20 protein-coding genes are annotated in these 21,322 nt (G+C 63.6%); 16 read left to right on the forward strand and 4 right to left on the reverse strand.

The features are described 5' to 3' along the window. Positions 1-3 precede the first annotated feature (3 nt). The 15 genes from murA to tatC all read left to right on the forward strand — a co-directional run bounded on the left by murA (position 4) and on the right by tatC (position 10,858). Entirely contained in the window at positions 4-1,254 is a 1,251-nt protein-coding gene (murA, locus tag AC1RMD_RS02720; protein WP_492923394.1) for a UDP-N-acetylglucosamine 1-carboxyvinyltransferase, read from the forward strand. A 2-nt stretch (positions 1,255-1,256) separates the two neighbouring features. After that, complete coding sequence (gene hisG, locus AC1RMD_RS02725; RefSeq protein WP_217941591.1) at positions 1,257-1,919, forward strand: ATP phosphoribosyltransferase; 663 nt, start codon at positions 1,257-1,259, stop codon at positions 1,917-1,919. A 6-nt stretch (positions 1,920-1,925) separates the two neighbouring features. Beyond that, positions 1,926-3,242 carry a histidinol dehydrogenase gene (gene hisD, locus AC1RMD_RS02730; RefSeq protein WP_492923395.1) on the forward strand — a complete coding sequence of 439 codons (1,317 nt, stop codon included), beginning with the start codon at positions 1,926-1,928 and terminating at the stop codon, positions 3,240-3,242. Further along, a complete protein-coding gene (locus tag AC1RMD_RS02735) occupies positions 3,239-4,057 on the forward strand; it encodes a DNA-methyltransferase (RefSeq protein WP_492923396.1) in 819 nt (272 codons plus the stop codon). Before hisD ends, AC1RMD_RS02735 begins: the two co-directional genes overlap by 4 nt. Before the next feature lie 13 nt (positions 4,058-4,070). Continuing rightward, positions 4,071-5,171 carry a histidinol-phosphate transaminase gene (gene hisC / locus AC1RMD_RS02740; RefSeq protein WP_492923397.1) on the forward strand — a complete coding sequence of 367 codons (1,101 nt, stop codon included), beginning with the start codon at positions 4,071-4,073 and terminating at the stop codon, positions 5,169-5,171. Positions 5,172-5,190: 19 nt separating this feature from the next. Then, positions 5,191-5,781, forward strand: coding sequence for an imidazoleglycerol-phosphate dehydratase HisB (gene hisB, locus AC1RMD_RS02745; RefSeq protein WP_492923399.1), 591 nt, complete (start codon positions 5,191-5,193; stop codon positions 5,779-5,781). Between the two features lie 6 nt (positions 5,782-5,787). Then, entirely contained in the window at positions 5,788-6,426 is a 639-nt protein-coding gene (gene hisH, locus AC1RMD_RS02750; protein WP_217941595.1) for an imidazole glycerol phosphate synthase subunit HisH, read from the forward strand. A 33-nt stretch (positions 6,427-6,459) separates the two neighbouring features. Beyond that, positions 6,460-7,251 carry a 1-(5-phosphoribosyl)-5-[(5-phosphoribosylamino)methylideneamino]imidazole-4-carboxamide isomerase gene (gene hisA / locus AC1RMD_RS02755; RefSeq protein WP_492923401.1) on the forward strand — a complete coding sequence of 264 codons (792 nt, stop codon included), beginning with the start codon at positions 6,460-6,462 and terminating at the stop codon, positions 7,249-7,251. Positions 7,252-7,262: 11 nt separating this feature from the next. Next, positions 7,263-8,024 (forward strand): imidazole glycerol phosphate synthase subunit HisF, encoded by a 762-nt coding sequence (gene hisF / locus AC1RMD_RS02760; protein ID WP_332853874.1) that lies wholly within the window; start codon positions 7,263-7,265, stop codon positions 8,022-8,024. 24 nt (positions 8,025-8,048) lie between these two features. After that, positions 8,049-8,510: a phosphoribosyl-AMP cyclohydrolase gene (gene hisI, locus AC1RMD_RS02765; protein ID WP_492923403.1), complete on the forward strand. Its 462-nt coding sequence runs from the start codon at positions 8,049-8,051 to the stop codon at positions 8,508-8,510. Beyond that, positions 8,507-8,845 (forward strand): phosphoribosyl-ATP diphosphatase, encoded by a 339-nt coding sequence (locus AC1RMD_RS02770; protein ID WP_492923405.1) that lies wholly within the window; start codon positions 8,507-8,509, stop codon positions 8,843-8,845. Before hisI ends, AC1RMD_RS02770 begins: the two co-directional genes overlap by 4 nt. A gap of 22 nt (positions 8,846-8,867) precedes the next feature. Beyond that, a complete protein-coding gene (locus AC1RMD_RS02775; RefSeq protein WP_217941600.1) occupies positions 8,868-9,239 on the forward strand; it encodes a histidine triad nucleotide-binding protein in 372 nt (123 codons plus the stop codon). 125 nt (positions 9,240-9,364) lie between these two features. Then, complete coding sequence (gene tatA / locus AC1RMD_RS02780; RefSeq protein WP_492923407.1) at positions 9,365-9,568, forward strand: Sec-independent protein translocase subunit TatA; 204 nt, start codon at positions 9,365-9,367, stop codon at positions 9,566-9,568. 39 nt (positions 9,569-9,607) lie between these two features. Further along, positions 9,608-10,102 carry a Sec-independent protein translocase protein TatB gene (gene tatB / locus AC1RMD_RS02785; protein ID WP_492923409.1) on the forward strand — a complete coding sequence of 165 codons (495 nt, stop codon included), beginning with the start codon at positions 9,608-9,610 and terminating at the stop codon, positions 10,100-10,102. Continuing rightward, positions 10,103-10,858 carry a twin-arginine translocase subunit TatC gene (tatC, locus tag AC1RMD_RS02790; RefSeq protein ID WP_492923411.1) on the forward strand — a complete coding sequence of 252 codons (756 nt, stop codon included), beginning with the start codon at positions 10,103-10,105 and terminating at the stop codon, positions 10,856-10,858. Between the two features lie 9 nt (positions 10,859-10,867). Here the strand turns inward: tatC and AC1RMD_RS02795 are convergent, their stop codons facing one another. The 4 genes from AC1RMD_RS02795 to AC1RMD_RS02810 form a co-directional block, all read right to left on the reverse strand. Beyond that, the gene (locus AC1RMD_RS02795) at positions 10,868-11,284 is read right to left on the reverse strand and encodes a coiled-coil domain-containing protein (RefSeq protein ID WP_492923413.1); all 417 of its coding nucleotides are present in this window, start codon (positions 11,282-11,284) and stop codon (positions 10,868-10,870) included. A gap of 118 nt (positions 11,285-11,402) precedes the next feature. After that, positions 11,403-13,361, reverse strand: coding sequence for a DUF885 domain-containing protein (locus AC1RMD_RS02800; protein WP_492923415.1), 1,959 nt, complete (start codon positions 13,359-13,361; stop codon positions 11,403-11,405). Between the two features lie 103 nt (positions 13,362-13,464). Then, complete coding sequence (locus tag AC1RMD_RS02805) at positions 13,465-17,628, reverse strand: DEAD/DEAH box helicase (RefSeq protein ID WP_492923417.1); 4,164 nt, start codon at positions 17,626-17,628, stop codon at positions 13,465-13,467. A 6-nt stretch (positions 17,629-17,634) separates the two neighbouring features. Further along, a complete protein-coding gene (locus AC1RMD_RS02810) occupies positions 17,635-19,596 on the reverse strand; it encodes a dipeptidyl-peptidase 5 (protein WP_492923419.1) in 1,962 nt (653 codons plus the stop codon). 114 nt (positions 19,597-19,710) lie between these two features. On the opposite strand from AC1RMD_RS02810, the gene hemE reads away from it, so the two are divergent. Further along, positions 19,711-20,805: a uroporphyrinogen decarboxylase gene (hemE, locus tag AC1RMD_RS02815; RefSeq protein ID WP_492923421.1), complete on the forward strand. Its 1,095-nt coding sequence runs from the start codon at positions 19,711-19,713 to the stop codon at positions 20,803-20,805. The last annotated feature ends 517 nt before the right edge of the window (positions 20,806-21,322 follow it).

Genomic DNA, 21,322 nt, shown 5'->3' on the forward strand with positions numbered 1-21,322 from the left:
AGCATGGACAAGCTCCTGATACAAGGCGGCAACCGCCTGAACGGCGACATCAACATCTCCGGCGCGAAGAACGCGGCGCTGCCCATCCTGTGCGCCGGCTTGCTGACGTCGGGCGATGTCGAACTGTCCAACGTGCCGCACCTGCACGATGTGGCGACCATCCTCAAGCTCTTGGGCCAGACCGGCCTTAAAGTGGCGCAGGACGGCGACAGGGTCACGCTCAACGGCGGCGCCATCGACAAGCTGGAAGCCCCGTATGAGCTGGTGAAAACCATGCGCGCGTCGATCCTGGTGCTGGGCCCTCTGCTGGCGCGCTTCGGCGAAGCCAAGGTCTCGCTGCCGGGCGGCTGCGCCATCGGCTCGCGTCCGGTGGACCAGCACATCAAGGGCCTGCAGGCGCTGGGCGCGGACATCACCGTCGAAGGCGGCTACATCTACGCCAAGTGCAAAAAGCTCAAGGGCGCGCGCATCGTCACCGACATGATCACCGTGACCGGCACCGAGAACCTGCTGATGGCCGCCACCCTGGCCGAAGGCGAGACCGTGCTGGAAAACGCCGCCTGCGAACCTGAGGTGACCGACCTGGCCAACCTGCTGGTGGCGATGGGCGCGAAGATCGAAGGCATCGGCACCAACCGCCTGACGATCCAGGGCGTGGCCGAGCTGCACGGCGCCAGGCACGCCGTCATCTCCGACCGTATCGAAGCGGCGACCTTCCTGTGCGCCGTCGCGGCCACCGGCGGCGACATCACGATCCGCAACACCCGCGTCGACATCATGGACGCCGCGCTGGACAAGCTGCGCGAGATCGGCCTGCAGATGACCATCGGCGACAACTGGATCCGCGCGCAGATGGACAAGCGTCCGACGCCTGTGACCTTCCGCACCACCGAATACCCGGGATTCCCGACCGATATGCAGGCGCAGTTCATGGCGGTGAACACCATCGCCGACGGCGCCAGCCGCGTGACCGAAACGATTTTCGAAAATCGTTTCATGCACGTGCAGGAGATGAACCGCCTGGGCGCGTCGATTGAAACCGACGGCAACACCGCCTTCATCAAAGGCGTCGAGCAGCTGGTGGGCGCGCCCGTGATGGCGACCGACCTGCGCGCTTCGGCATCGCTGGTGATCGCGGCGCTGACCGCGCGCGGCGAAACGCTGATCGACCGCATCTACCACCTCGATCGCGGCTACGACCAGATGGAAGTGAAACTGTCCGCAGTGGGCGCCAACATCAAACGGATCAAATAACCATGAGCGCATTCCAGGCCAACTCGCAGCTGATCCTCGCGCTGTCGAAGGGACGTATTTTCGAGGACACCCTGCCGCTGCTGGAAGCGGCCGGCATCACCGTCACCGAGAATCCGGAGACTTCGCGCAAGCTGATCCTGTCGACCAACGATCCCGACGTGCGCGTCATCATCGTGCGCGCCACCGACGTGCCGACCTATGTGCAGCACGGCGCGGCGGACTTCGGCGTGGCCGGCAAGGACGTGCTGCTGGAGCACGGCGGCGAAGGCCTGTACCAGCCCATCGACCTGAACATCGCGGCCTGCCGCATGTCGGTCGCGGTGCGCAACGGTTTCGACTACGAGACCGCCGTGCGCCAGGGCGCGCGCCTGCGCGTGGCCACCAAGTTCGTCGAGACCGCGCGCGAGCACTTCGCCAAGAAGGGCGTGCACGTCGACCTGATCAAGCTGTACGGCTCGATGGAGCTGGCGCCGCTGGTCGGCCTGTCGGACGCCATCGTCGACGTGGTCAGCACCGGCAACACGCTGCGCGCCAACGACCTGAAAGAGGTCGAAGCGATCATGGACATCTCGTCGCGCCTGATCGTCAACCAGGCCGCCTTGAAGATCAAGCGCGCCCGCCTGCAACCGATTATCGAAGCATTCGAACGCGCCTCTAAAAAGTAAATCATCATGCCGATTCAAATTACCAAGCTCGATTCCACCCAAGCCGATTTCAAAAAGTCCCTGGATGCCCTGCTGGCATTTGAAGCGAGTACCGATGAAGCGATCGAACGCGCCGTCGGCGCCATCCTGGCCGACGTCAAGGCGCGCGGCGACGCCGCCGTGCTGGAATACACCAACCGCTTCGATCGCATTCCGAACGGCGGCGCCACCAGCATGGCCGCCTTCGATATTCCCGAAGCCGAACTGCAGGCCGCGCTGGCCGCGATTCCCGAAGCGCAGCGCAACGCGCTGCACATCGCCGCGCAACGCATCCGCGTATTCCACGAACGCCAGAAACAGGAACTGAACGGCTTCACCTACACCGAGGCCGATGGCACGGTGCTGGGCCAGAAGGTCACGCCGCTGGACCGCGTGGGCATCTACGTCCCCGGCGGCAAGGCCGCCTATCCGTCGTCGGTGCTGATGAACGCGATTCCCGCGCACGTCGCCGGCGTACAGGAAATCATCATGGTGGTGCCGACCCCGGACGGCGTGAAGAACCCAATGGTGCTGGCCGCCGCCGCGATCGCCGGCGTCACCCGCGTCATCACCATCGGCGGCGCCCAGGCTGTCGCCGCGCTGGCGCACGGCACCGAGACTATCGCGCCGGTCGACAAGATCGTCGGCCCCGGCAACGCCTACGTGGCCGCCGCCAAGCGCCGCGTGTTCGGCATCGTCGGCATCGACATGATCGCCGGCCCTTCCGAAATCCTGATCATCTGCGACGGCACCACCGATCCCGACTGGGTGGCGATGGACCTGTTCTCGCAGGCCGAGCACGACGAACTGGCGCAAGCGATCCTGCTGTGCCCCGACGCCGGCTACATCGCCCGGGTGGAGGCGAGCATAGAAAAATTACTGCCCCAGATGCCGCGCGCGGAAACGATCCGCACCTCGCTGACCGACCGCGGCGCGCTGGTGAAAGTGCGCGACATGGCCGAAGCCTGCGCCATCGCCAACAGCATCGCCGCCGAGCACCTGGAAATCTCGGCCGAGAACCCGCAGCAGTGGGCCGACCAGATCCGCCACGCCGGCGCCATGTTCCTCGGCCGTTATTCGTCCGAATCGCTGGGCGACTACTGCTGCGGACCCAACCACGTGCTGCCGACCTCGCGCACCGCGCGCTTCTCGTCGCCGCTGGGCGTGTACGATTTCCAGAAACGCTCGTCGATCATCCACGTCAGCGAAGCCGGCGCGCAAACGCTGGGCAAGGTCGCGGCCGAACTGGCCTACGGCGAGGGCCTGCAAGCCCACGCCCGCAGCGCGGAGCTGCGCCTCAAATGAACGAAGCATGGATCAATCAGGTCTTCTGTGAGGATGCGCTGACCGGCCTGCCGCGCATCCCGGACGGTTCCATCGACCTGATACTGACCGACCCGCCGTACAACCTGGGCAAGGACTACGGCAACGACTCCGATTCGCAGACGGTGGAAGAGTACCTGCGCTGGACCGAGCAATGGATCGACGCCGCGCTGCCCAAGCTCAAGCCCAACGGCAGCCTGTACATCTTCCTGACCTGGCGCTTTTCGCCGGAGATCTTCGTGCTGCTGAAAAAGCGCATGACGATGATGAACGAGATTATCTGGGACCGCCGCGTGCCGTCGATGGGCGGCAGCGTGCGCAGCTACTCGTCGGTGCACGACACCATCGGCTTCTTCGTGCGCCGCAAGGACTACTATTTCGACCTGGACTCGGTGCGCATTCCCTACGACGCCGAAACCAAGAAAGCCCGTTCGCGCTCGATCTTCATCGGCGCCAAATGGCTGGAAGTGGGCTACAACCCCAAGGATTTGTGGAGCGTGTCGCGTCTGCACCGGGAGCATCCCGAGCGCGCCGACCATCCGACGCAAAAGCCGCTGGAGATCATCGAGCGCATGCTCAAGGCTTCGTGCCCGCCGGACGGCGTGGTGCTGGACCTGTTCATGGGCAGCGGCACGACGGCGATCGCCGCCAAGCGCTGCGGCCGAAATTTCGTCGGCTTCGAACTCAATCCCGATTACTGCGCCGTCATCGCCGAACGCCTGGCGATGCCGGAAGTGCCGGCGCCGCCGGAAAAGAAGAAAAAAGCCTCACCCAAGCGAAGTTTAATTAACTCATAGGAGCTTAAGTAAGATGTCTTCCATCGACACCCTGGTCAACACCACCATCCGCTCCGACGTGCGCGCCATTCATGGCTATCATGTCGCCGACGCGAGTGGTTATATCAAACTGGATGCGATGGAGAACCCTTACCACCTGCCGCATCATCTGCGCGAGGAGCTGGCCCGCCGCCTGGTGGACGTGACGCTGAACCGCTACCCGGTGGCGTCCTACGCCTCCATCAAGCAAAGCGTGTGCGCCAAACTGGGCGTGCCGGCCGGCTACGACGTCATGCTGGGCAACGGCTCCGACGAACTGATCTCGATCCTGTGCATGGGCTGCGCGCTGCAGGAGCGCCGCGCCGTGGTGCTGGCGCCGACGCCGTCCTTCGTCATGTACCAGCGCTCGGCGCAATTCGCCGGCATGGATTACGTCGGCGTGCCGCTCAAGGCCGACCTGACGCTGGATCTGCCGGCCATGCTGGCCGCGATCAGGCAGCACAAGCCGGCGCTGGTGTTCCTGTCCTACCCCAACAACCCGACCGGCAACCTGTTCGCGGCGGACGATATCGTCGCCATCATCCAGGCGCTCGACGAGAACGGCTCGGGCCTGGCCGTGGTCGACGAAGCCTACGAACCGTTCGCGCAGCAGACCTTCATGCACCGCCTGCCGGAGTTTAACAATCTGGTGGTGATGCGCACGGTGTCGAAGCTGGGCCTGGCCGGCATCCGCCTGGGCTATATGTCGGCGGTGCCGCAATTGCTGGCGGAGTTCGACAAAGTGCGGCCTCCTTACAACATCAACGTGTTGACGCAGGCAGCGGCCGAATTCGCGCTCGACCACGTGGAGGTGCTGAACCAGCAGGCCACCGCTTTACGCGCCGCACGCGCCGATCTGACGGCTGCATTGGCCGCTATGCCCGGCGTCGAGGTATTTCCCTCGGCGGCGAATTTTATCTTGATACGGGTGCCAAATTCCGACGATGCCTACGCGAAACTGCTGTCCCGCAAGGTATTAGTCAAAAATGTAGGTAAAATGCATGATGTGCTGGCCAATTGTTTGCGTATCACGGTCAGTACCCCGGAAGAGAATTCCACCTTCCTCGATGCCTTTGCCGCATCGCTGGCATCCTGAGACCCATCGCGAGCCCTTCATGAACCGCACCGCAGAAATCATCCGCAACACCAACGAGACGCAAGTCCGCGTTTCCATCAACCTTGACGGCACCGGCCAGCAAAAGCTGAACACCGGCGTGCCCTTCCTCGACCACATGCTGGACCAGATCGCCCGACATGGCCTGTTCGACCTGGACGTGGAAGCGACCGGCGACATCCATATCGACAACCACCACACGGTGGAAGACGTCGGCATCACGCTGGGCATGGCGGTGGCCAAGGCCATCGGCGACCGCAAGGGCATCGTCCGCTACGGCCACTCGTATGTGCCGCTGGACGAGGCGCTGTCGCGCGTGGTGCTGGATTTCTCCGGCCGTCCAGGCATCGAGTACCACATTCCGTTCACGCGCGCGATGATCGGCAGCTTCGACGTCGACCTGACCTTGGAATTCTTCCGCGGCTTCGTCAACCACGCCCTGGTCACGCTGCACATCGATAACCTGCGCGGCACCAACGCCCACCACCAATGCGAAACCGTGTTCAAGGCCTTCGGCCGCGCGCTGCGCATGGCGTCCGAGCTGGACCCGCGCGCCGCCGGCACCATCCCGTCGACCAAGGGCAGTCTGTAAAACATCATGAAAAAAATCGTAGTAGTTGATTACGGCATGGGTAATCTGCGCTCGGTCGCGCAGGCCCTGCGCGCCGTCGCGCCCGAAGCCAATGTGCTCATTTCCGGCGAAGTGGCCGACATCGAATCGGCCGACCGCATCGTGCTGCCCGGCCAGGGCGCCATGCCGGACTGCATGCGCAGCCTGCGCGAATCCGGCGTGCAGGAAGCGCTGCTGGTGGCCGCCAAAACCAAGCCGCTGATGGGCGTGTGCATCGGCGAGCAGATGCTGTTCGACGTCAGCGAGGAAGGCGATGCCGCCGGCCTCGGCCTGTTGCCGGGTAAAGTGGTACGCTTCCAGCTGGACGGTCAATTGCAGGAAGACGGTTCGCGCTTCAAGGTGCCGCAGATGGGTTGGAACCAAGTCCACCAAAACGCGTCTCACCCGATGTGGCAAGACATTGCCGACAACAGTTACTTCTATTTCGTGCATAGCTATTTCGCCCAGCCAGAGCGGCCCGAGCACACCGTTGGACAAACTGTCTACGGTGCGGCGTTCAGTTGCGCCGTCGCCCGTGATAATATTTTTGCGACCCAGTTCCACCCGGAGAAAAGCGCCGCGGCCGGATTGCAGTTGTACAAAAATTTCGTTCACTGGAACCCTTGATTTCATTTACCCCTTAAATCTACTGAAACCATCATGCTGCTCATTCCTGCCATCGACCTCAAAGACGGTCACTGCGTTCGCTTGAAACAAGGCGATATGGAACTCGCCACCGTATTTTCCGAAGATCCGGCCGACATGGCCCTGCATTGGCTCAAGCAAGGCGCGCGCCGCCTGCATCTGGTCGACCTGAACGGCGCCTTCGCCGGCAAGCCGAAGAACGAAGCCGCGGTCAAGGCCATCCTGAAAGTGGTGCAGGAATACGCCGAAGAAAACGACCTGGACGAAATCCCCGTGCAGCTGGGCGGCGGCATCCGCGACCTCGACACCATCGAGCGCTACCTGGACGCCGGCATCAGCTACGTCATCATCGGCACCGCCGCGGTGAAAGAGCCGGGCTTCCTGCACGACGCCTGCGGCGCCTTCCCGGGCCACATCATCGTCGGCCTGGACGCCAAGGACGGCAAGGTCGCCACCGACGGCTGGAGCAAGATGTCCGGCCACGAAGTGATCGACCTGGCCAAGAAGTTCGAAGCCTACGGCGTCGAGTCGATCATCTACACCGACATCGGCCGCGACGGCATGATGGGCGGCGTGAACATCGAAGCCACCGTCAAGCTGGCGCAGGCGGTCAAGATCCCGGTCATCGCTTCGGGCGGGCTGCACAACCTGGCCGACGTCGAAGCGCTGTGCGCCGTCCAGGACGAAGGCATCGAGGGCGTGATCTGCGGCCGTTCGATTTACGAAGGCACCATCGACCTGGCCTCGGCCCAGTTGCGCGCGGATGAACTGAGCGGCGACCTGGAAGTCGACTCGGAAGAAAACTAAAGTGACATACCATGCTCGCTAAACGCATCATCCCCTGCCTGGACGTGACCAATGGCCGCGTCGTCAAAGGCGTCAATTTCACCGAGCTGCGCGACGCCGGCGACCCGGTGGAAATCGCCCGTCGCTACGACGAGCAGGGCGCCGACGAACTGACCTTCCTCGACATCACCGCCACCAGCGACAACCGCGGCCTGATCCTGGACATCATCGAAGCCGTCGCTTCGCAGGTGTTCATCCCGCTGACGGTGGGCGGCGGCGTGCGCGAAGTGGCCGATGTGCGTCGCCTGCTCAACGCCGGCGCCGACAAGGTCAGCATGAACTCGTCGGCGGTGTCGAATCCGCAGCTGGTGTTCGACGCCTCGCAAAAGCACGGCTCGCAGTGCATCGTGGTGGCGATCGACGCCAAGCAGATCGCGCCCGGCAAGTGGGAAGTGTTCACCCACGGCGGCCGCAAGGCCACCGGCATCGACGCCATCGAATGGGCCAGGAAAATGGAGCAGCTGGGCGCCGGCGAGATCCTGCTGACCAGCATGGACCGCGACGGCACCAAGTCCGGCTTCGACCTGGGCCTGACGCGCGGCGTGTCCGACGCGGTCGGCATCCCGGTGATCGCCTCGGGCGGTGTCGGCGGCTTGCAGGACCTGGCCGACGGCATCAAGCTGGGCAAGGCCGACGCGGTGCTGGCGGCCAGTATCTTCCACTACGGCCAGCACACCGTGCAGGAAGCCAAGCGCTTCATGGCGCAGCAGGGCATTCCGATGCGCCTGGCGTAGTTCTATAACAGTTGGGAAAGCAAGATGTCGACTACCGCAAGCGCCTTGGCCAAGGCTAAATGGCTGAAGAAAATCCAGTGGGACGAGCACGGCCTGGTGCCGGTCATCGCCCAGGAAGCGGGCAGCAACGCTGTGCTGATGTTCGCCTGGATGAACCGCGACGCGCTGGCCAAGACGGTCGAGCTGGGCGAGGCGGTCTACTGGAGCCGCTCGCGCAAGAAGCTGTGGCACAAGGGCGAGGAGTCCGGCCACGTGCAGAAGGTGCTGGAAATCCGCCTCGACTGCGACGAAGACGTGGTGCTGCTGAAGATCGAGCAGGCCGGCGGCATCGCCTGCCATACCGGCCGCCATTCCTGCTTCTTCCAGAAGTTCGAAGGCGACGCGCTGGAAGGCGACTGGCAGAACACCGAGCCGGTGCTGAAAGACCCGTCGGACATCTACACTCCCGCCAGCGTGGCGAAAACCAAAGCGAAGAAATCGACATGAGCACTATCCTGGACCGCCTGGCCGACATCATCGAGTCGCGCAAACTGGCCAATGGAGGCGATCCCGCCACGTCCTACACCTCCAAGCTGTTCGCCAAGGGCGACGACGCCATCCTGAAGAAGATCGGCGAGGAAGCCACCGAAACCGTGATGGCCGCCAAGGATGCGCGCGCCGGCGGCGACAGCGGCAAGGTACTGTACGAGGTGGCCGACTTGTGGTTCCATACGCTGGTGCTGCTGGCCCAGTTCGATCTGAAGCCGCAGCAGGTGCTCGACGAGCTGGCGCGCCGCGAAGGCGTCTCCGGCATCGAGGAAAAAGCCGCGCGCAAGGAATAATCCCCCCATTTACGGAGTCGTTGTGGAAAACTGCCTGTTTTGCAAAATAGCCGAAAAGAAAATCCCCTCAGCCATCGTCTACGAAGATGAAGACCTGCTGGCCTTCAAAGACATCAACCCGGCCGCGCCGGTGCATTTGCTGCTGATCCCGAAGAAACATTTCTCGACCTTGTCGGATTGCAGCGCCAACGAGGCACCGCTGCTGGGCAAGATGCTGGCGCTGGCCCCCCGTCTGGCAGAGGAAGCCGGCTGCGGGGTCCGCTATGATGCGGACGGCTCGCCAACCGGCGGTTACAAGACGCTGATTAATAGCGGTCCCAACGGCGGGCAGGAGGTGTACCATTTACATCTGCACGTGATCGGCGGCCCGCACCCTTGGCGCGGACAACGCTAGTCACAATGGCGTTATATCGATAGCCGCATGACATCTACATGACAGGCGGCGGTTCGCTTATACTGTTGCAGCAGTTCTCGAATCAACGGATAAATTGGGCGCGTGCGCCTTGCAAGGGGAATATGATGGGTACATTCAGTATTTGGCATTGGTTGATCGTCCTGGTGATTGTGATGCTGGTGTTCGGCACCAAAAAACTGGGCAATATGGGTTCGGACATCGGCAAGGCCGTCAAAGGCTTCAAGGACGGCGTCAAGGGCGACGAAGACAAGCCGGCCGCGCCAGCGGCTCCCGGCACCATCGACGTCGACGCTAAAGAGAAGAAGTAAGCTGGGGGAGCAATGCTCCCTTCTCGCTGAAACACCCCTATGATCGATCTCGGTCTTACCAAACTTGCTGTGATCGGCGTGGTTGCGCTGGTCGTCATCGGTCCTGAAAAGCTGCCCAAGGTAGCGCGCATGGCTGGGACCTTGTACGGCCGCGCCCAGCGCTACCTGAACGAAGTCAAAACCGAAGTCTCGCGCGAAATCGAACTGGAAGAGTTGAAAAACCTCCAGAAGGAAGTGCAGTCGGCGGCGGAAAGCGTGAAGGCGGACGTCGAGAATTCGATGTCGCAGCACGTGGCCGAGGTGGAAAACGCCTGGCACGACACGCCGACCATCCACTCGCCGACCATCAGCAACGCCACCACCGACGACCTGGCGCGCAAGGCGCGCGAGTTTCGCCGCAAGAAGCTGGTGCGCAATTCGGCCATCCCCGGCTGGTACAAGCAGCGTCACGGCGGCAAGACGCACGTGACCTCCGGCGCCGCGCGCGTGGCGCGCTTCCGTCCCGGCAGCAATTCCTCTTCTTCGTTCTATTAAATGACTACACCTGAAAAGGGCGAAGAGACCTTTATCTCTCACCTGATCGAATTGCGCGACCGTCTGGTCAAGGCATCGATCGGCATTGCCATCGTCTGCATCGCGCTGATGATCTGGCCCGGTCCATCGCAGATCTACGATTTCATCGCGCGGCCGATGATCGCCTCGCTGCCGGTCGGCTCGAAGATGATCGCCACCGGCGTGATCTCGCCGTTCCTGGTGCCGATGAAGGTGACGCTGGTCATTTCCATCATCCTGTCGCTGCCGTGGGTGCTGTACCAGCTGTGGGCCTTCGTGGCGCCCGGCCTGTACGCGCATGAGAAGCGGCTGATCGCGCCGCTGGTGATCTCGTCGTCGGTGCTGTTCATGTCCGGCGTGGCGTTCTGCTACTTCCTGGTGTTCGGGCGGGTGTTCCAGTTCATTGCCGAGTTTTCGCCGCAGTCGATCGCGGTGACGCCGGATATCGAGAACTACCTGGATTTCGTCATGTCGATGTGCCTGGCGTTTGGCGCGACCTTCGAGGTGCCGGTGGTGGTGGTGATTTTGGTGCGTATGGGCTTGGTGACTGTGGCCAAGCTGAAAGAGATACGGCCTTACGCCATCGTCGGCGCCTTCGTGATTGCCGCGATCGTCACGCCGCCCGATGCGGTCAGCATGTTCTCGCTGGCGATTCCGATGTGCCTGTTGTTCGAACTGGGCCTGCTGGTGGCGCCGTTGTTCGTGCGCATATCGACGGCGCCGGAAGAGAAGGCCTGAGTTATCGGCTTATGGCAGCCGGCTCAATATTTTAAAAAGCACGCCGAGCGTTACGCCATGTAGCGCCAAGGAGAGTCCGGTCAGCATGTAAAGTATGTTGAACCGGATATTCATGTGCGCTTTCAACTCGGCGATCTGTGCTTTCAACGCGTCGATCTGCCCTTGCATGTCACTACGCAGTTTCTCGATCTGCGCTTGTATTTCGCTGCGCAGCTTTTCGATCTGCGCGTGCACATCGCTGCGCAGCATCTCGATGCGCGCGACAACATCCGTCTTCAGCAATAGCAGATCGCCAGGCGTCACCGTGGACTCGGCTAATGCGTCGCGCAAGGCCAGCGACTGGGCCTCGGCTTGCTGCTGAGGCAACCCTGCTTCCTCGAGTTTTCTGGCGTATGAAAGTGTGTCGAATTTGATAGGCATATTCATGACCGCTCCCTGATTTAATCGTAGCAGAAACCGGGCAGAATGCGAGCCGGCTCACTATCGTATCGAATCAATGGTTGAGTCGTTTGCGCGCACTCAAGTGCGCGCAAACCATGCGCTGCTACTGCGTCATCAAGCCCTTGATCACCCGCACCGGCGCGCTGCCGTAGCTCAGGAATTGCTCGTGGAATTCCTTCAGGTTAAACCTGGCGCCCAGCTGCTGCTTGCGCTGCTCGCGCAATTCCATGATCTCGCTGTAGCCGCTGAAATAGCTGGTCAGCTGCACCGACGACACCTGCACCCGATGCCATTTCTCAACGGCTTCGCTGCGCGTCTGGAAGGCCTGGCGCGTCAGCAGGTCGATCGCCTGCTCTTCGGTCATGCCCAACACGTGCACGCTGTAATCGAGGATGGTGTTGGTGACGCTGCGCAGGTTCCACTTCGAATACATCAGCCACATTTCCGGCGCGTTGTCGCCGTAGCCGGACTCCAGCATCATGCGCTCGCCGTACACCGCCCAACCCTCCACCATCGCGCCATTGCCGAAGATGGATTTGACGATCGACGGCGACTTGTTGGCATACACCAGCTGCGCATAGTGGCCCGGTATCGCCTCGTGAATATTCAGGATCTGCAAGATCCAGTGGTTGTACTCGCGCAGGCTGCTCTCGGCCGCTTCCGGCGTCGCGCCGTCGAGCGGCGTGACGTTGTAGTAGGTGCGGTCCTGCGGACGATACGGGCCCGGCGCATCGATGCTGGCGCCCGCCACGCCGGCCTGGTAGGCAGGCGTCGCCCGCACTTCCAGCTGCTTCTTCGGATCCAGCGTCAGCAGGTTGTGGCTGATCACCCAGTCCTGCAACACCGGCACCTGGCGGCGGATCTCGGCGAAGAAATCCTCGCGCTTGACGTGGCGCTCGGACAGCTTGTCGATCACCTTGCCGATCTTGGCAAAGCGGTCGGCCGGCTTGGCGGTGGCGCCCATGGTCTTGTCCCACAGCTCGTCGGAGATGCGCTCCATATTGGCCAGCAGCTCTTCGCGCGCGGCCAGCGCCTTCTGGTAGGTCTGTTCGGCGCTGCTGCCGGACTGGATGTCGAAGGCGAACTTCTGCTCGTACAGTTCCCTACCCAGGCGGAAGGTGCGGCGGCCGTTGCTGTCCATCTGCTTGTCCATCTCGGTCAGGAAGGCGACGTAGCCGTCGACCGCGGTCAGCGCCGCATTGACGCGCTGGGTGAACAGCTGCTTCTCCACCGGCGTCAGGATCGACGCCTGCGCCGCCTTGTCCACCTCGGTCAGCAAGGTCTGCACGCCGGGCGCCTGCGCGATCGCCAGGCGCGTGTGTTCGCGCGTCGGGTTGACGATGTTGGCGCGCGCCGCCTCGTAGTAGGCCGGGATGCCGTCGATGCGCTTGAGCAGCGTGCGCAGGCGCTGCGGCTGGGCCGCGTATTCGGTGTTGAGGATCAGGTCGATCGGGCCGGCCACGTTGTAGCTGGCCGGGTTCCACTCGTATTCCTTCAAGGTGGTCAGGCGGAAGCGGTCGCTGTCGAGCTTGTTGATCAGCAGCGCCAGGTCGGTGCGCTGCTTGGCCGACAACTGGCTGGCGTTGATCGCGCCGAAGCGCTTCTTCCACTCGTCGATGAAGGCCAGTTCCTTGGCTTGCCCTGCGCTGTCGGGAATGGACAGCGTGGCGGCGGTATCGTACTTGCCGGCGTAGATCGCGCTTTCCGAATCGATGCGCCACAGCGCGTTGAGGAACTGGCTGCTCTGGCCGTCGAAGGAACGGTCCTGGCGGCGTTCCGGCGTGCCGGACGGCTTCAGCGACGGTGCGGCGACGGCGGCCACTACTGCGGCGGCGGCGACGGCTTTCGTCTTGCCGTGCTTGCCGGTGCTCTTGCTGTTGGCTTTGGTGCCGGCTTTGGCGCCCTTGCCGGACTTGCCGCTTTTCGCGTGGGCCGCGTGGCTGCCGCTCTTGCCGCTGCTCTTGGCCGAGGAATGGGTGGTCTTGTGTTGCGTGGTGGCGCCGGCTGGTGCGACGGCGAGCGTCGTCATCAATACAGCCAGTGCGATTTTTGTCTTGATCATCTTGAACAGCCTTGTCGATAAAGTGGCCCGGCGTACCGGGCCGAAGCGGAGGAGATTATCACTAATCCGCTGGTTTGAGCGCATCCGGTTTGTAACCGGACGGCTACTTTCGCATTCCTTCTTGCAGCATATTCAACATATCGGAGGCCGACATGCGGCCCGACACGTCGCTGCCTTCGAGCAGGCTGTCGGCCAGGTCGCGCTTGTGCTGGTGCAGGTCGACGATGCCTTCCTCGATCGTGTGGCGCGCCACCAGCCGGTAGATGGTGACCGGCCGCAGCTGGCCCATGCGGTGCGCGCGGTCCGAAGCCTGGTCTTCCACCGCCGGATTCCACCACGGGTCCATGTGGATCACGTAGTCGGCGGCGGTCAGGTTGATGCCGACGCCGCCCGCTTTCAGGCTGATCAGGAACACCTCGCCCTCGCCGGCCTGGAACAGGTCGACCCGCTTCTTGCGCTCGGCCATAGGCGTCGAGCCGTCCAGGTATTGATAGCTGATGTTGTTGGCGTCCAGGTGGGCGCGGATCAGCGACAGGTGGTCGACGAACTGGCTGAACACCAGCACCTTGTGGCGGTTCTCCAGCAAGCCCTCCAGCAGATGCGCGAAGGCCGCCAGCTTGCTGCTGGCCAGGCCCAGTTCCGGCGCCACCAGGTTGGGATTGCAGCAGGCGCGCCGCAGCCGCATGATCTCGGCCAGGATCTGGATCGACTTCTTCTCGGCCGGACCTTCGACCGCGGCCAGGTTTTCCAGCGCGGCGCGGCGCAGCGATTCGTACAGCGCCGTCTCGTCCGCCGACAGGTCGACCTCCATCGTGATCTCGGTGCGCGACGGCAGTTCGGTCAGCACCTGCGCCTTGGTCCGGCGCAGCATGAAGGGCTGGATCAAGCGCCGCAGGCGGTTGCGCGCGCCCACTTCGGCGCGATGGTCCTGCGGCTTTTCGATCGGCGCGGCGAAGCGCAGGTTGAACTGCTCGATGCTGCCCAGCAGGCCCGGATTGATGAAGCGGAACAGGTTCCACAGCTCGCCCAGGTGGTTCTCCAGCGGCGTGCCGGTGGCGATCATGCGGAAGTCGCCCTTGAGCGCCATCACGGCCTGCGAGCGCTTGGTGGCGCCGTTCTTGATCGCCTGCGCTTCATCGAGCACGATGGTGTTCCACTGCACGCCGGCGAACAGCGCGGACTCCAGCTGCAGCAGGCCGTAGCTGGTCACCACCAGGTCGTAGGGCTGCAGGGTGGACATGGTCTCGGCGCGGTCGCCGGGGCCGAACAGCTTGACGTTCAAGGTCGGCGCAAAGCGCGCGGCTTCGCTGATCCAGTTCATGCAGACGGAGGTCGGCGCCACCACCAGGGTCGGGCCTTGCGGCGCGCGCGACAGGATCAGCGCCAGCGCCTGCAGTGTTTTGCCCAGGCCCATATCGTCGGCCAGGCAGGCGCCCACGCCCCAGCTGGCCAGGCGCGACAGCCAGTTGAAACCTTCCAGCTGATAGTCGCGCAGATCGGCCTGCAGAGTGCTCGGCAGCTGCGGCACGAAGGCCGCCTGCGCCTCCATGCGTGCCAGGTGTTCCTTCCACAGCTTGTCCGATTTCAGGCCGCCGATATCGTCGGCCAGTTCTTCCAGCGCGAACGACGCCAGCGGATGCACGCGCACGCCGTCCTCGGTGATCTCGCCGTAGACCGACACTTCCATCAGGCGGCGGTGCAGTTCCTCGGTCAGCGCCAGGTAGCGGTTCTCGCCCAGCTCCACGAAGCGGCTCTGGCTTTTCTGCATCAGCTCCAGCAGCGTTTTCAGATCCATGACCTTGCCTTCGTCGATCTGCAATTCGCCGCTGGCCGCGAACCAGTCCTTGTTGCTCTTGATGGCCAGGCGCAGCTGCTTGGTCTCCACCTTGGCGGTGACGCGGAAGCTCTCGCCCTCCGGCCAGGCCAGCACGATGGTGTCCGGGCTCATCTCCTGAAGTTCCACCAGCAGCTGCAGGCACAGCGCCGGTTGGCCCAGCAGCCATTCGCCGTGTTCCTGCTCGGCCGATTCCAGCACCGGGCATTTGGCGATCAGTTCGCGCTCGGCGTCGCGTTCGTCGATCAGCTTGCGGCGCGCCTGCACCGGCTTGCCGTTGACGTCGGCGATCACGCTGTCGGCGCCGGCGCCGGGCGCGTAGTACGCGCCGTTGGAGAGAGGGCGCACCAGTACCTGCATCTTCAGGCCGTGCTGGTAAGGCAGCAGGTGCAGGTGCAGGCGCATGTCGGCCTCCACCTGTTCCAGGTCCGGCGCGGCGCCGCCGATCTCCGATTGCACCGTCACCAGCGAGGAGATGGAGCTGATCGCATGCAGTACCTGCTGCTCGGCGTGGGCCGGCACGTTCAAACCGTTGCCGACGATGGCGGCGATGCGGCGGTGCTCGTCGAGGATGGTGACCACGCGCAGGCGGGTCGGCGTCTCCTTGCTGACGATGACGGAGGAGCTGTCGTCCGGTATCGGCGGTTGCAGGCGCAGTTCCAGGTTGCCGGGGCTTTTCTTGATCAGCAGTTCAGGCTCGCCGGCCAGCATTTCCACCCGCGTGTCCGGCGCGTCGGCCCAGAACAGCAGCGGATGGCCGATCAGCGCCGACGCGGCGCGCTGCGGATCGATTTCGTAGGCGAGGCCGCTGGACTGGTAGCTGCGGTGCGCCACCGAGATCGCCTCGGACGCGCGGACGTCCTGCGGCGTCAGGAAGTCGAACTGCTCGGCTTCGAAGCGCAAGCGCTTCAGGCCGACGGCGCGGCCCTTGCTCCATAGGCCGCGCGCATCGCGCTTCTGCTCGACCGGCGCGACGTCGGTCAGGCCGTGGCGGTTGTCGTAGTTCAGCATCCACACCAGCCGCGTGCTGCCGGCGGCGTCGGCGGTGGCCGGTTGCTGCAGATTGATCAGCGCCGTCAGCTGCCGCTGCCAGGCTTCCTGGCGCTCGAACCACACGCTCATGTCGGGATAGCCGAGCCGCGAGCGCAGCGCGTTCGCGTGGCGCTGCTGCTCGACGTCGCCCAGGTGGCCCAGCAGACTGGCGGCCTGGCCGGCGATGAACAGGTAGCCGGCGCGCTCGGCGTTCTGCGCCAGCTCCTGCAACTGCGCCTTGCGCTCGGACAGCTGCGGCAGCGACAGCCAGAAATACAGCAGGCACTGGAACATCTGCGTTTGCAGGCTGTTGTCCCAGGCCAGCGCGGCGACGGCGTCGGTCTGCATGGTGCCGGCGCGGATCTGGCGCAGCATGTCGATCTGCTGGTGGACGGCGGAGTCGTGGTTCTGCGGCATGCGCACGGCGATTTCGAGATAGGCCTCGGCCGCCTTCAGGTGCTTGGCGTCGCCGCTGCGCAGCATCGACAGCAGGTACAGGTAGCCGGACATGCCGGCGAACAGGTGCTTGCGCTTGCCGGTGTCGCGGCGCAGCGTCTTCAACGCCGCGTCGAAGCCGACGATGGCCGCGCCGCTGGCGCCGCGCAGCAGCACCACCGCGCTGGCGAGGTACTGGCTTTGCGGTCCGGCGGTGCGTTCCAGGTAGCGCTTGGCGTCGTCCAGGCGGCCGCACAGGAGGGCGTCTTCCGCCAGCGCCATGCGGAGCTCGGGGCTGATGTCGTCCCTGGCGGCCAGGCGGCGCTGCATGTGCTGCTCGCAGAATTCGCGGATCACCGGCACCGTCAGGAATTCATGCTGGGCGTTTTGCAGCAGCACCATCAGCACATCGTCCTGCAGCAGCGGATGCACGCGCGCCAGCATACCCGGCTCGAAAGGACGGCCGAAGATGTCGACGATGGGGTGCAGCTGCGCCGCTTCATAGCTGCCCAGGCAGAACGCCAGTATCGGCTGGATCTGCTGCGGCGCCAGGCCGCGCAAAAGGCCCATGCGCAGGCGCGCCATGCCGGCGCGGTAGCTGCGCGGCTCGAAGCTGTTCCAGGTCTGGCGCATCGGCGTCAGCTCGTCGTAGGCGCTGCACAAGTCGTCCAGCGCGTGCGTGCCGATCGAGGCGCGCATCGCCGGCCAGCGCAGCTTGGGGTTGCAGACAAAACCGCGTCCCGTCACGATGCTGATGAAGGCCAGCCGCTCCAGCTTGCGCATCGATTCGTCCAGCGTGCCGACGCCGTAGGCATTGCCGTCCTTGTCCTCGATGCGGGCGTGGTTCAGGTGATCGAGGATGGCCGTGCGTCCCACCGGCTCGCCGATCAGGGCGAGCAGCGCCAGTATCATTTTTTCGTTGAATTCCAGCGCGTCAAATTCGGCGAGCAGCTTAGCGTCGGCCATGCGGGGTCAGTCTTTCAGGTTATCGATGTGTACCGGCGGCGTGGCCGCCGGATCGTGCAGGCCGAACATGCGCTGGTAGAAGTACAGTTCCGCCTCCAGCGTGCGGACGATGTTCTCGCCCTTGCGGAAGCCGTGGCCTTCGCCTGCCAAAGGCACGTAGGCCACCGGCACGCCGCGCGCCTTCAGCGCGTCGACCATCATCTCCGATTGCTGCGGCGGCACGACCTTGTCGTCCAGGCCCTGGAAGAAGATCATCGGGCGCGCCAGCTTGTCGGTGTGGTTGATCGGCGAACGGGCCTGGTACAGCGCCTCGGCCTGCGGCTGCGGCGCGATCAGGTACTCATTGTAGTGCGATTCGAACTTGTGCGAGTCCTGGTCCAGCCCTTTGAGGTCGGACACGCCGTAGTAGCTGGCGCCGACCTTGAACACATTGTGGAAGGTCAGCGCGCACAGCGTGGTCAGGCCGCCGGCGCTGCCGCCGCGGATGATCAGGCGCTCGCCGTCGGCCAGGCCGCGCTCGACCAGCGCCTGCGCGCCCGCCACGCAGTCCTCGACATCGACGATGCCCCACCGGCCCTTGAGCAGGTCGCGGTAGGCGCGGCCGAAGCCGGTGCTGCCGCCGTAGTTCACATCGAGCACGCCGAAGCCGCGGCTGGTCCAGAACTGGGTCTTCAGGTTCAGCGTGTTGACGGTCATGCCGGTCGGGCCGCCGTGGCTGATGACGATCACCGGCGCCTTGCTGCCTTCGGGCGCCTTCACGTCGCGGTTGCGCGGCGGGTAGAAGAAGGCGTGCGAGGTGCGGCCGTTGGCGCTGGCGTAGCTGATGCTGGCGGGGATGGACAGATAGCCTTCGTCCGGCAACTCCTCGATCGACTGCGCCAGTATTTCCACGCCCTCCTCGGTGAAGTCGATGCGCGCCAGTTCCATTGGAATGGCCGGGCCGCCGGCCAGCATGGCGATGTAGCCCTTGGCCACGCGCAGTTCGCGGATCTCCTCGTAGGGATTGGCGATGGCTTCCAGCTTGCCGCTGCCCGGCAGCAGGCGCGCCAGGCGGCTCACGCCCTTGTCGATGTAGGTGCAGATGATTTCTGAGGCCGAGCGGAAGCCGTACATCGAGTTCCCGAAGGTCCAATGCGGCGAGGCGAATTCCGCCTCCATCGGGCACAGGCCTTCGGTGCGATCGCGTTCGCGGCACAGGCGGTACAGGTTCCACCAGCCGCTGCGGTCGGAGACGAAGTGCAGCAGGCCGTCGGGCGACCATTCGGGCTGGCACACCGATTCCTCGGCGCCGCCGGCGATGCGCACCGGTGCGGCCAGCAGGCCGTCGGCGCCGATGTCGGCCAGCCACAGCGTGGTGCCCTGCCACGGCATGCGCGGATGGTCCCAGCTCAGCCAGGCCAGCGAGCGGCCGTCCGGCGACAGGCGCGGCGACGAGTAGAAGTCGGCGCCTGTCGCCAGCACGGTCTCGCCGCCGTCCGCGTCGATGGAACAAATCGTGTTGGTGGGCTGGGCGTGGGCATCATCGCCATGCAACTCGCGCACGCCGATCAGGCGCCCGCGCGCGCGGTCGACCACGAAGTCGGCGAAGCGCTGCTTGCCGGCCCTGGTCAGCGCCACGGGGGCCGCGCCGTCGTCGGCTACATCAAGTTTGTAGACGACGTTGTCGGCAAAATGCGAAAAATAGATGGTATCGCCGTCCACCGCATAGGCGCCGCCGCCGTATTCGTGTACCCGGCTGCGCACATTGAAGGGGGCCGGCGTCAGTTCGCCGGTGGTCACGCCGTGGTGGCGCAACAGGGTGTTGCGGCCCGCTTCGGCGGCGCGGCCGGCCAGCCAGAAGATGTCGCTGCCATCGGCGCCGCCCAGCATCAGCGTGGACAGCGGTGTGGCGCCGACGGCCACGCGCGCGGCGCTGATGGTCGATGGCCAGGCGCCGTAGGGCGCGGTGATGGTGGTGGCAGATGTCATGGCGTCTCCAAAGTCGGGTGCTACGCATGATAGAGAATGAACGGACTATCATCCAGCAAAAAAAATCCGCGCAGGATGCGATAATAGCCTTTTGACCGATTTCGATTGCCTTCCATGCCACAATTTGCCCCGCTCCAGAATGACACCTTCTTGCGCGCGTTGTTGCGCCAGCCGACCGACCACACGCCGGTATGGCTGATGCGCCAGGCGGGGCGATACCTGCCGGAGTACCGCGCCACGCGCGCCAAGGCCGGCTCCTTCATGGGCCTGGCCACCAATCCCGACTACGCCACCGAAGTCACCCTGCAGCCGCTGGACCGCTTCCCGCTGGACGCGGCCATCCTGTTCTCGGACATCCTGACGGTGCCGGACGCGATGGGCCTGGGCCTGTACTTCGTCGAGGGCGAAGGCCCGAAATTCGAGCGTCCGCTGAAAACCGAGGCCGACGTGCTGGCCCTGCGCGCGCCGGAACTGGGCTCGCTGGACTATGTGTTCAAGGCCGTGACCCAGATCCGCACCGAATTGAACGGCCGCGTGCCGCTGATCGGCTTCTCCGGCAGCCCGTGGACGCTGGCCTGCTACATGGTCGAAGGCCAGGGCTCGCGCGAGTTCCACACCATCAAGAAGATGCTGTACAACCGCCCGGACCTGATGCACCACATCCTCTCCATCAACGCCAAGGCCGTGGCCGAGTACCTGAACGCCCAGATCGACGCCGGCGCCCAGGCGGTGATGGTGTTCGACTCGTGGGGCGGCGCGCTGGCCGACGGCGCCTACCAGGAGTTTTCGCTCAAATACATGCAGCAGGTGGTTTCGCTGCTGAAACGCCGCAGGGATGGTGACCCGGACGGCGTCAACATCCCGGCCATCGTCTTCACCAAGGGCGGCGGCCAGTGGATCGAGCAGATCGCCGACATCGGCGCCGACGCGGTCGGCCTGGACTGGACCGTCAACCTGACCCAGGCGCGCAAGCTGGTCGGCCACAAGGTCGGCCTGCAGGGCAACCTGGATCCGGCCATCCTGTTCGCCAGCCCGGAGCAGATCCGCGCCGAAGTGCATAAAGTGCTCGACGCCTACGGCAAGCCGACCGACGGCAATGGCCACGTGTTCAACCTGGGCCACGGTATCTCCCAGTTCACCCCGCCGGAGAACGTGGCCGCCATGGTCGAAGCCGTTCACAGCCACAGCAAGGCCCAGCGCGCATCCTGATGTAATTTTCGAACAGAGGGCACGTTTCCCCGGAGGCGTGCCCTTTTTCATTGGTGTTCACGGCTGAGTAAAACCGACTTATGCACAATTTTTTTAACTGCGGAAATATTAGGCAACACTTTTTTTCTAGCCCGTGATGATGTTGCAAGTCATTGATTACAAAGGATATAATTTGTGGTCGAAGAGGCAATACATGGCAAGTCGTAAACCTTGACTACCGGCTGAAACTAGTTTATTTCATCATTGTCCACAAAGTTATCCACAAAAACTGTGGATAAAAAATAAAAGTACTTAGTAAACCGTGACTTAGCCATAATGTTGCTGTTTTGCCTGAGGTTTATGTTGCGTTGCACGATTTTTGAGCAAAGTTTTGGTCGTGATAACGAAGTTGCGAACGGACAAACCTTATACATAAGGTAGGTCGAATGTGGTCCACCGGAAGTAGCGTATGGTGCCCTGCAATATCGGTGGATAAGTTCTAAAAAATGCTTGATTTCGTCAAAAAAAGCATCCTAAA

The sequence above is a fragment of the Duganella sp. GW822-FHT06D06 genome, from assembly GCF_058799615.1.

What these genes read in the sequence shown, in the direction of transcription:
- tatA (WP_492923407.1), top strand. Translation starts at nt 9,365, where the DNA reads ATGGGTACATTCAGTATTTGGCATTGGTTGATCGTCCTGGTGATTGTG.
- hisC (WP_492923397.1), top strand. Translation starts at nt 4,071, where the DNA reads ATGTCTTCCATCGACACCCTGGTCAACACCACCATCCGCTCCGACGTG.
- AC1RMD_RS02795 (WP_492923413.1), bottom strand. Translation starts at nt 11,284, where the DNA reads ATGAATATGCCTATCAAATTCGACACACTTTCATACGCCAGAAAACTC.
- AC1RMD_RS02810 (WP_492923419.1), bottom strand. Translation starts at nt 19,596, where the DNA reads ATGACATCTGCCACCACCATCACCGCGCCCTACGGCGCCTGGCCATCG.
- tatB (WP_492923409.1), top strand. Translation starts at nt 9,608, where the DNA reads ATGATCGATCTCGGTCTTACCAAACTTGCTGTGATCGGCGTGGTTGCG.
- tatC (WP_492923411.1), top strand. Translation starts at nt 10,103, where the DNA reads ATGACTACACCTGAAAAGGGCGAAGAGACCTTTATCTCTCACCTGATC.
- hisA (WP_492923401.1), top strand. Translation starts at nt 6,460, where the DNA reads ATGCTGCTCATTCCTGCCATCGACCTCAAAGACGGTCACTGCGTTCGC.
- AC1RMD_RS02735 (WP_492923396.1), top strand. Translation starts at nt 3,239, where the DNA reads ATGAACGAAGCATGGATCAATCAGGTCTTCTGTGAGGATGCGCTGACC.
- hisH (WP_217941595.1), top strand. Translation starts at nt 5,788, where the DNA reads ATGAAAAAAATCGTAGTAGTTGATTACGGCATGGGTAATCTGCGCTCG.
- hisG (WP_217941591.1), top strand. Translation starts at nt 1,257, where the DNA reads ATGAGCGCATTCCAGGCCAACTCGCAGCTGATCCTCGCGCTGTCGAAG.
- murA (WP_492923394.1), top strand. Translation starts at nt 4, where the DNA reads ATGGACAAGCTCCTGATACAAGGCGGCAACCGCCTGAACGGCGACATC.
- hisF (WP_332853874.1), top strand. Translation starts at nt 7,263, where the DNA reads ATGCTCGCTAAACGCATCATCCCCTGCCTGGACGTGACCAATGGCCGC.
- AC1RMD_RS02805 (WP_492923417.1), bottom strand. Translation starts at nt 17,628, where the DNA reads ATGGCCGACGCTAAGCTGCTCGCCGAATTTGACGCGCTGGAATTCAAC.
- hisD (WP_492923395.1), top strand. Translation starts at nt 1,926, where the DNA reads ATGCCGATTCAAATTACCAAGCTCGATTCCACCCAAGCCGATTTCAAA.
- AC1RMD_RS02770 (WP_492923405.1), top strand. Translation starts at nt 8,507, where the DNA reads ATGAGCACTATCCTGGACCGCCTGGCCGACATCATCGAGTCGCGCAAA.
- hemE (WP_492923421.1), top strand. Translation starts at nt 19,711, where the DNA reads ATGCCACAATTTGCCCCGCTCCAGAATGACACCTTCTTGCGCGCGTTG.
- AC1RMD_RS02800 (WP_492923415.1), bottom strand. Translation starts at nt 13,361, where the DNA reads ATGATCAAGACAAAAATCGCACTGGCTGTATTGATGACGACGCTCGCC.
- hisB (WP_492923399.1), top strand. Translation starts at nt 5,191, where the DNA reads ATGAACCGCACCGCAGAAATCATCCGCAACACCAACGAGACGCAAGTC.
- hisI (WP_492923403.1), top strand. Translation starts at nt 8,049, where the DNA reads ATGTCGACTACCGCAAGCGCCTTGGCCAAGGCTAAATGGCTGAAGAAA.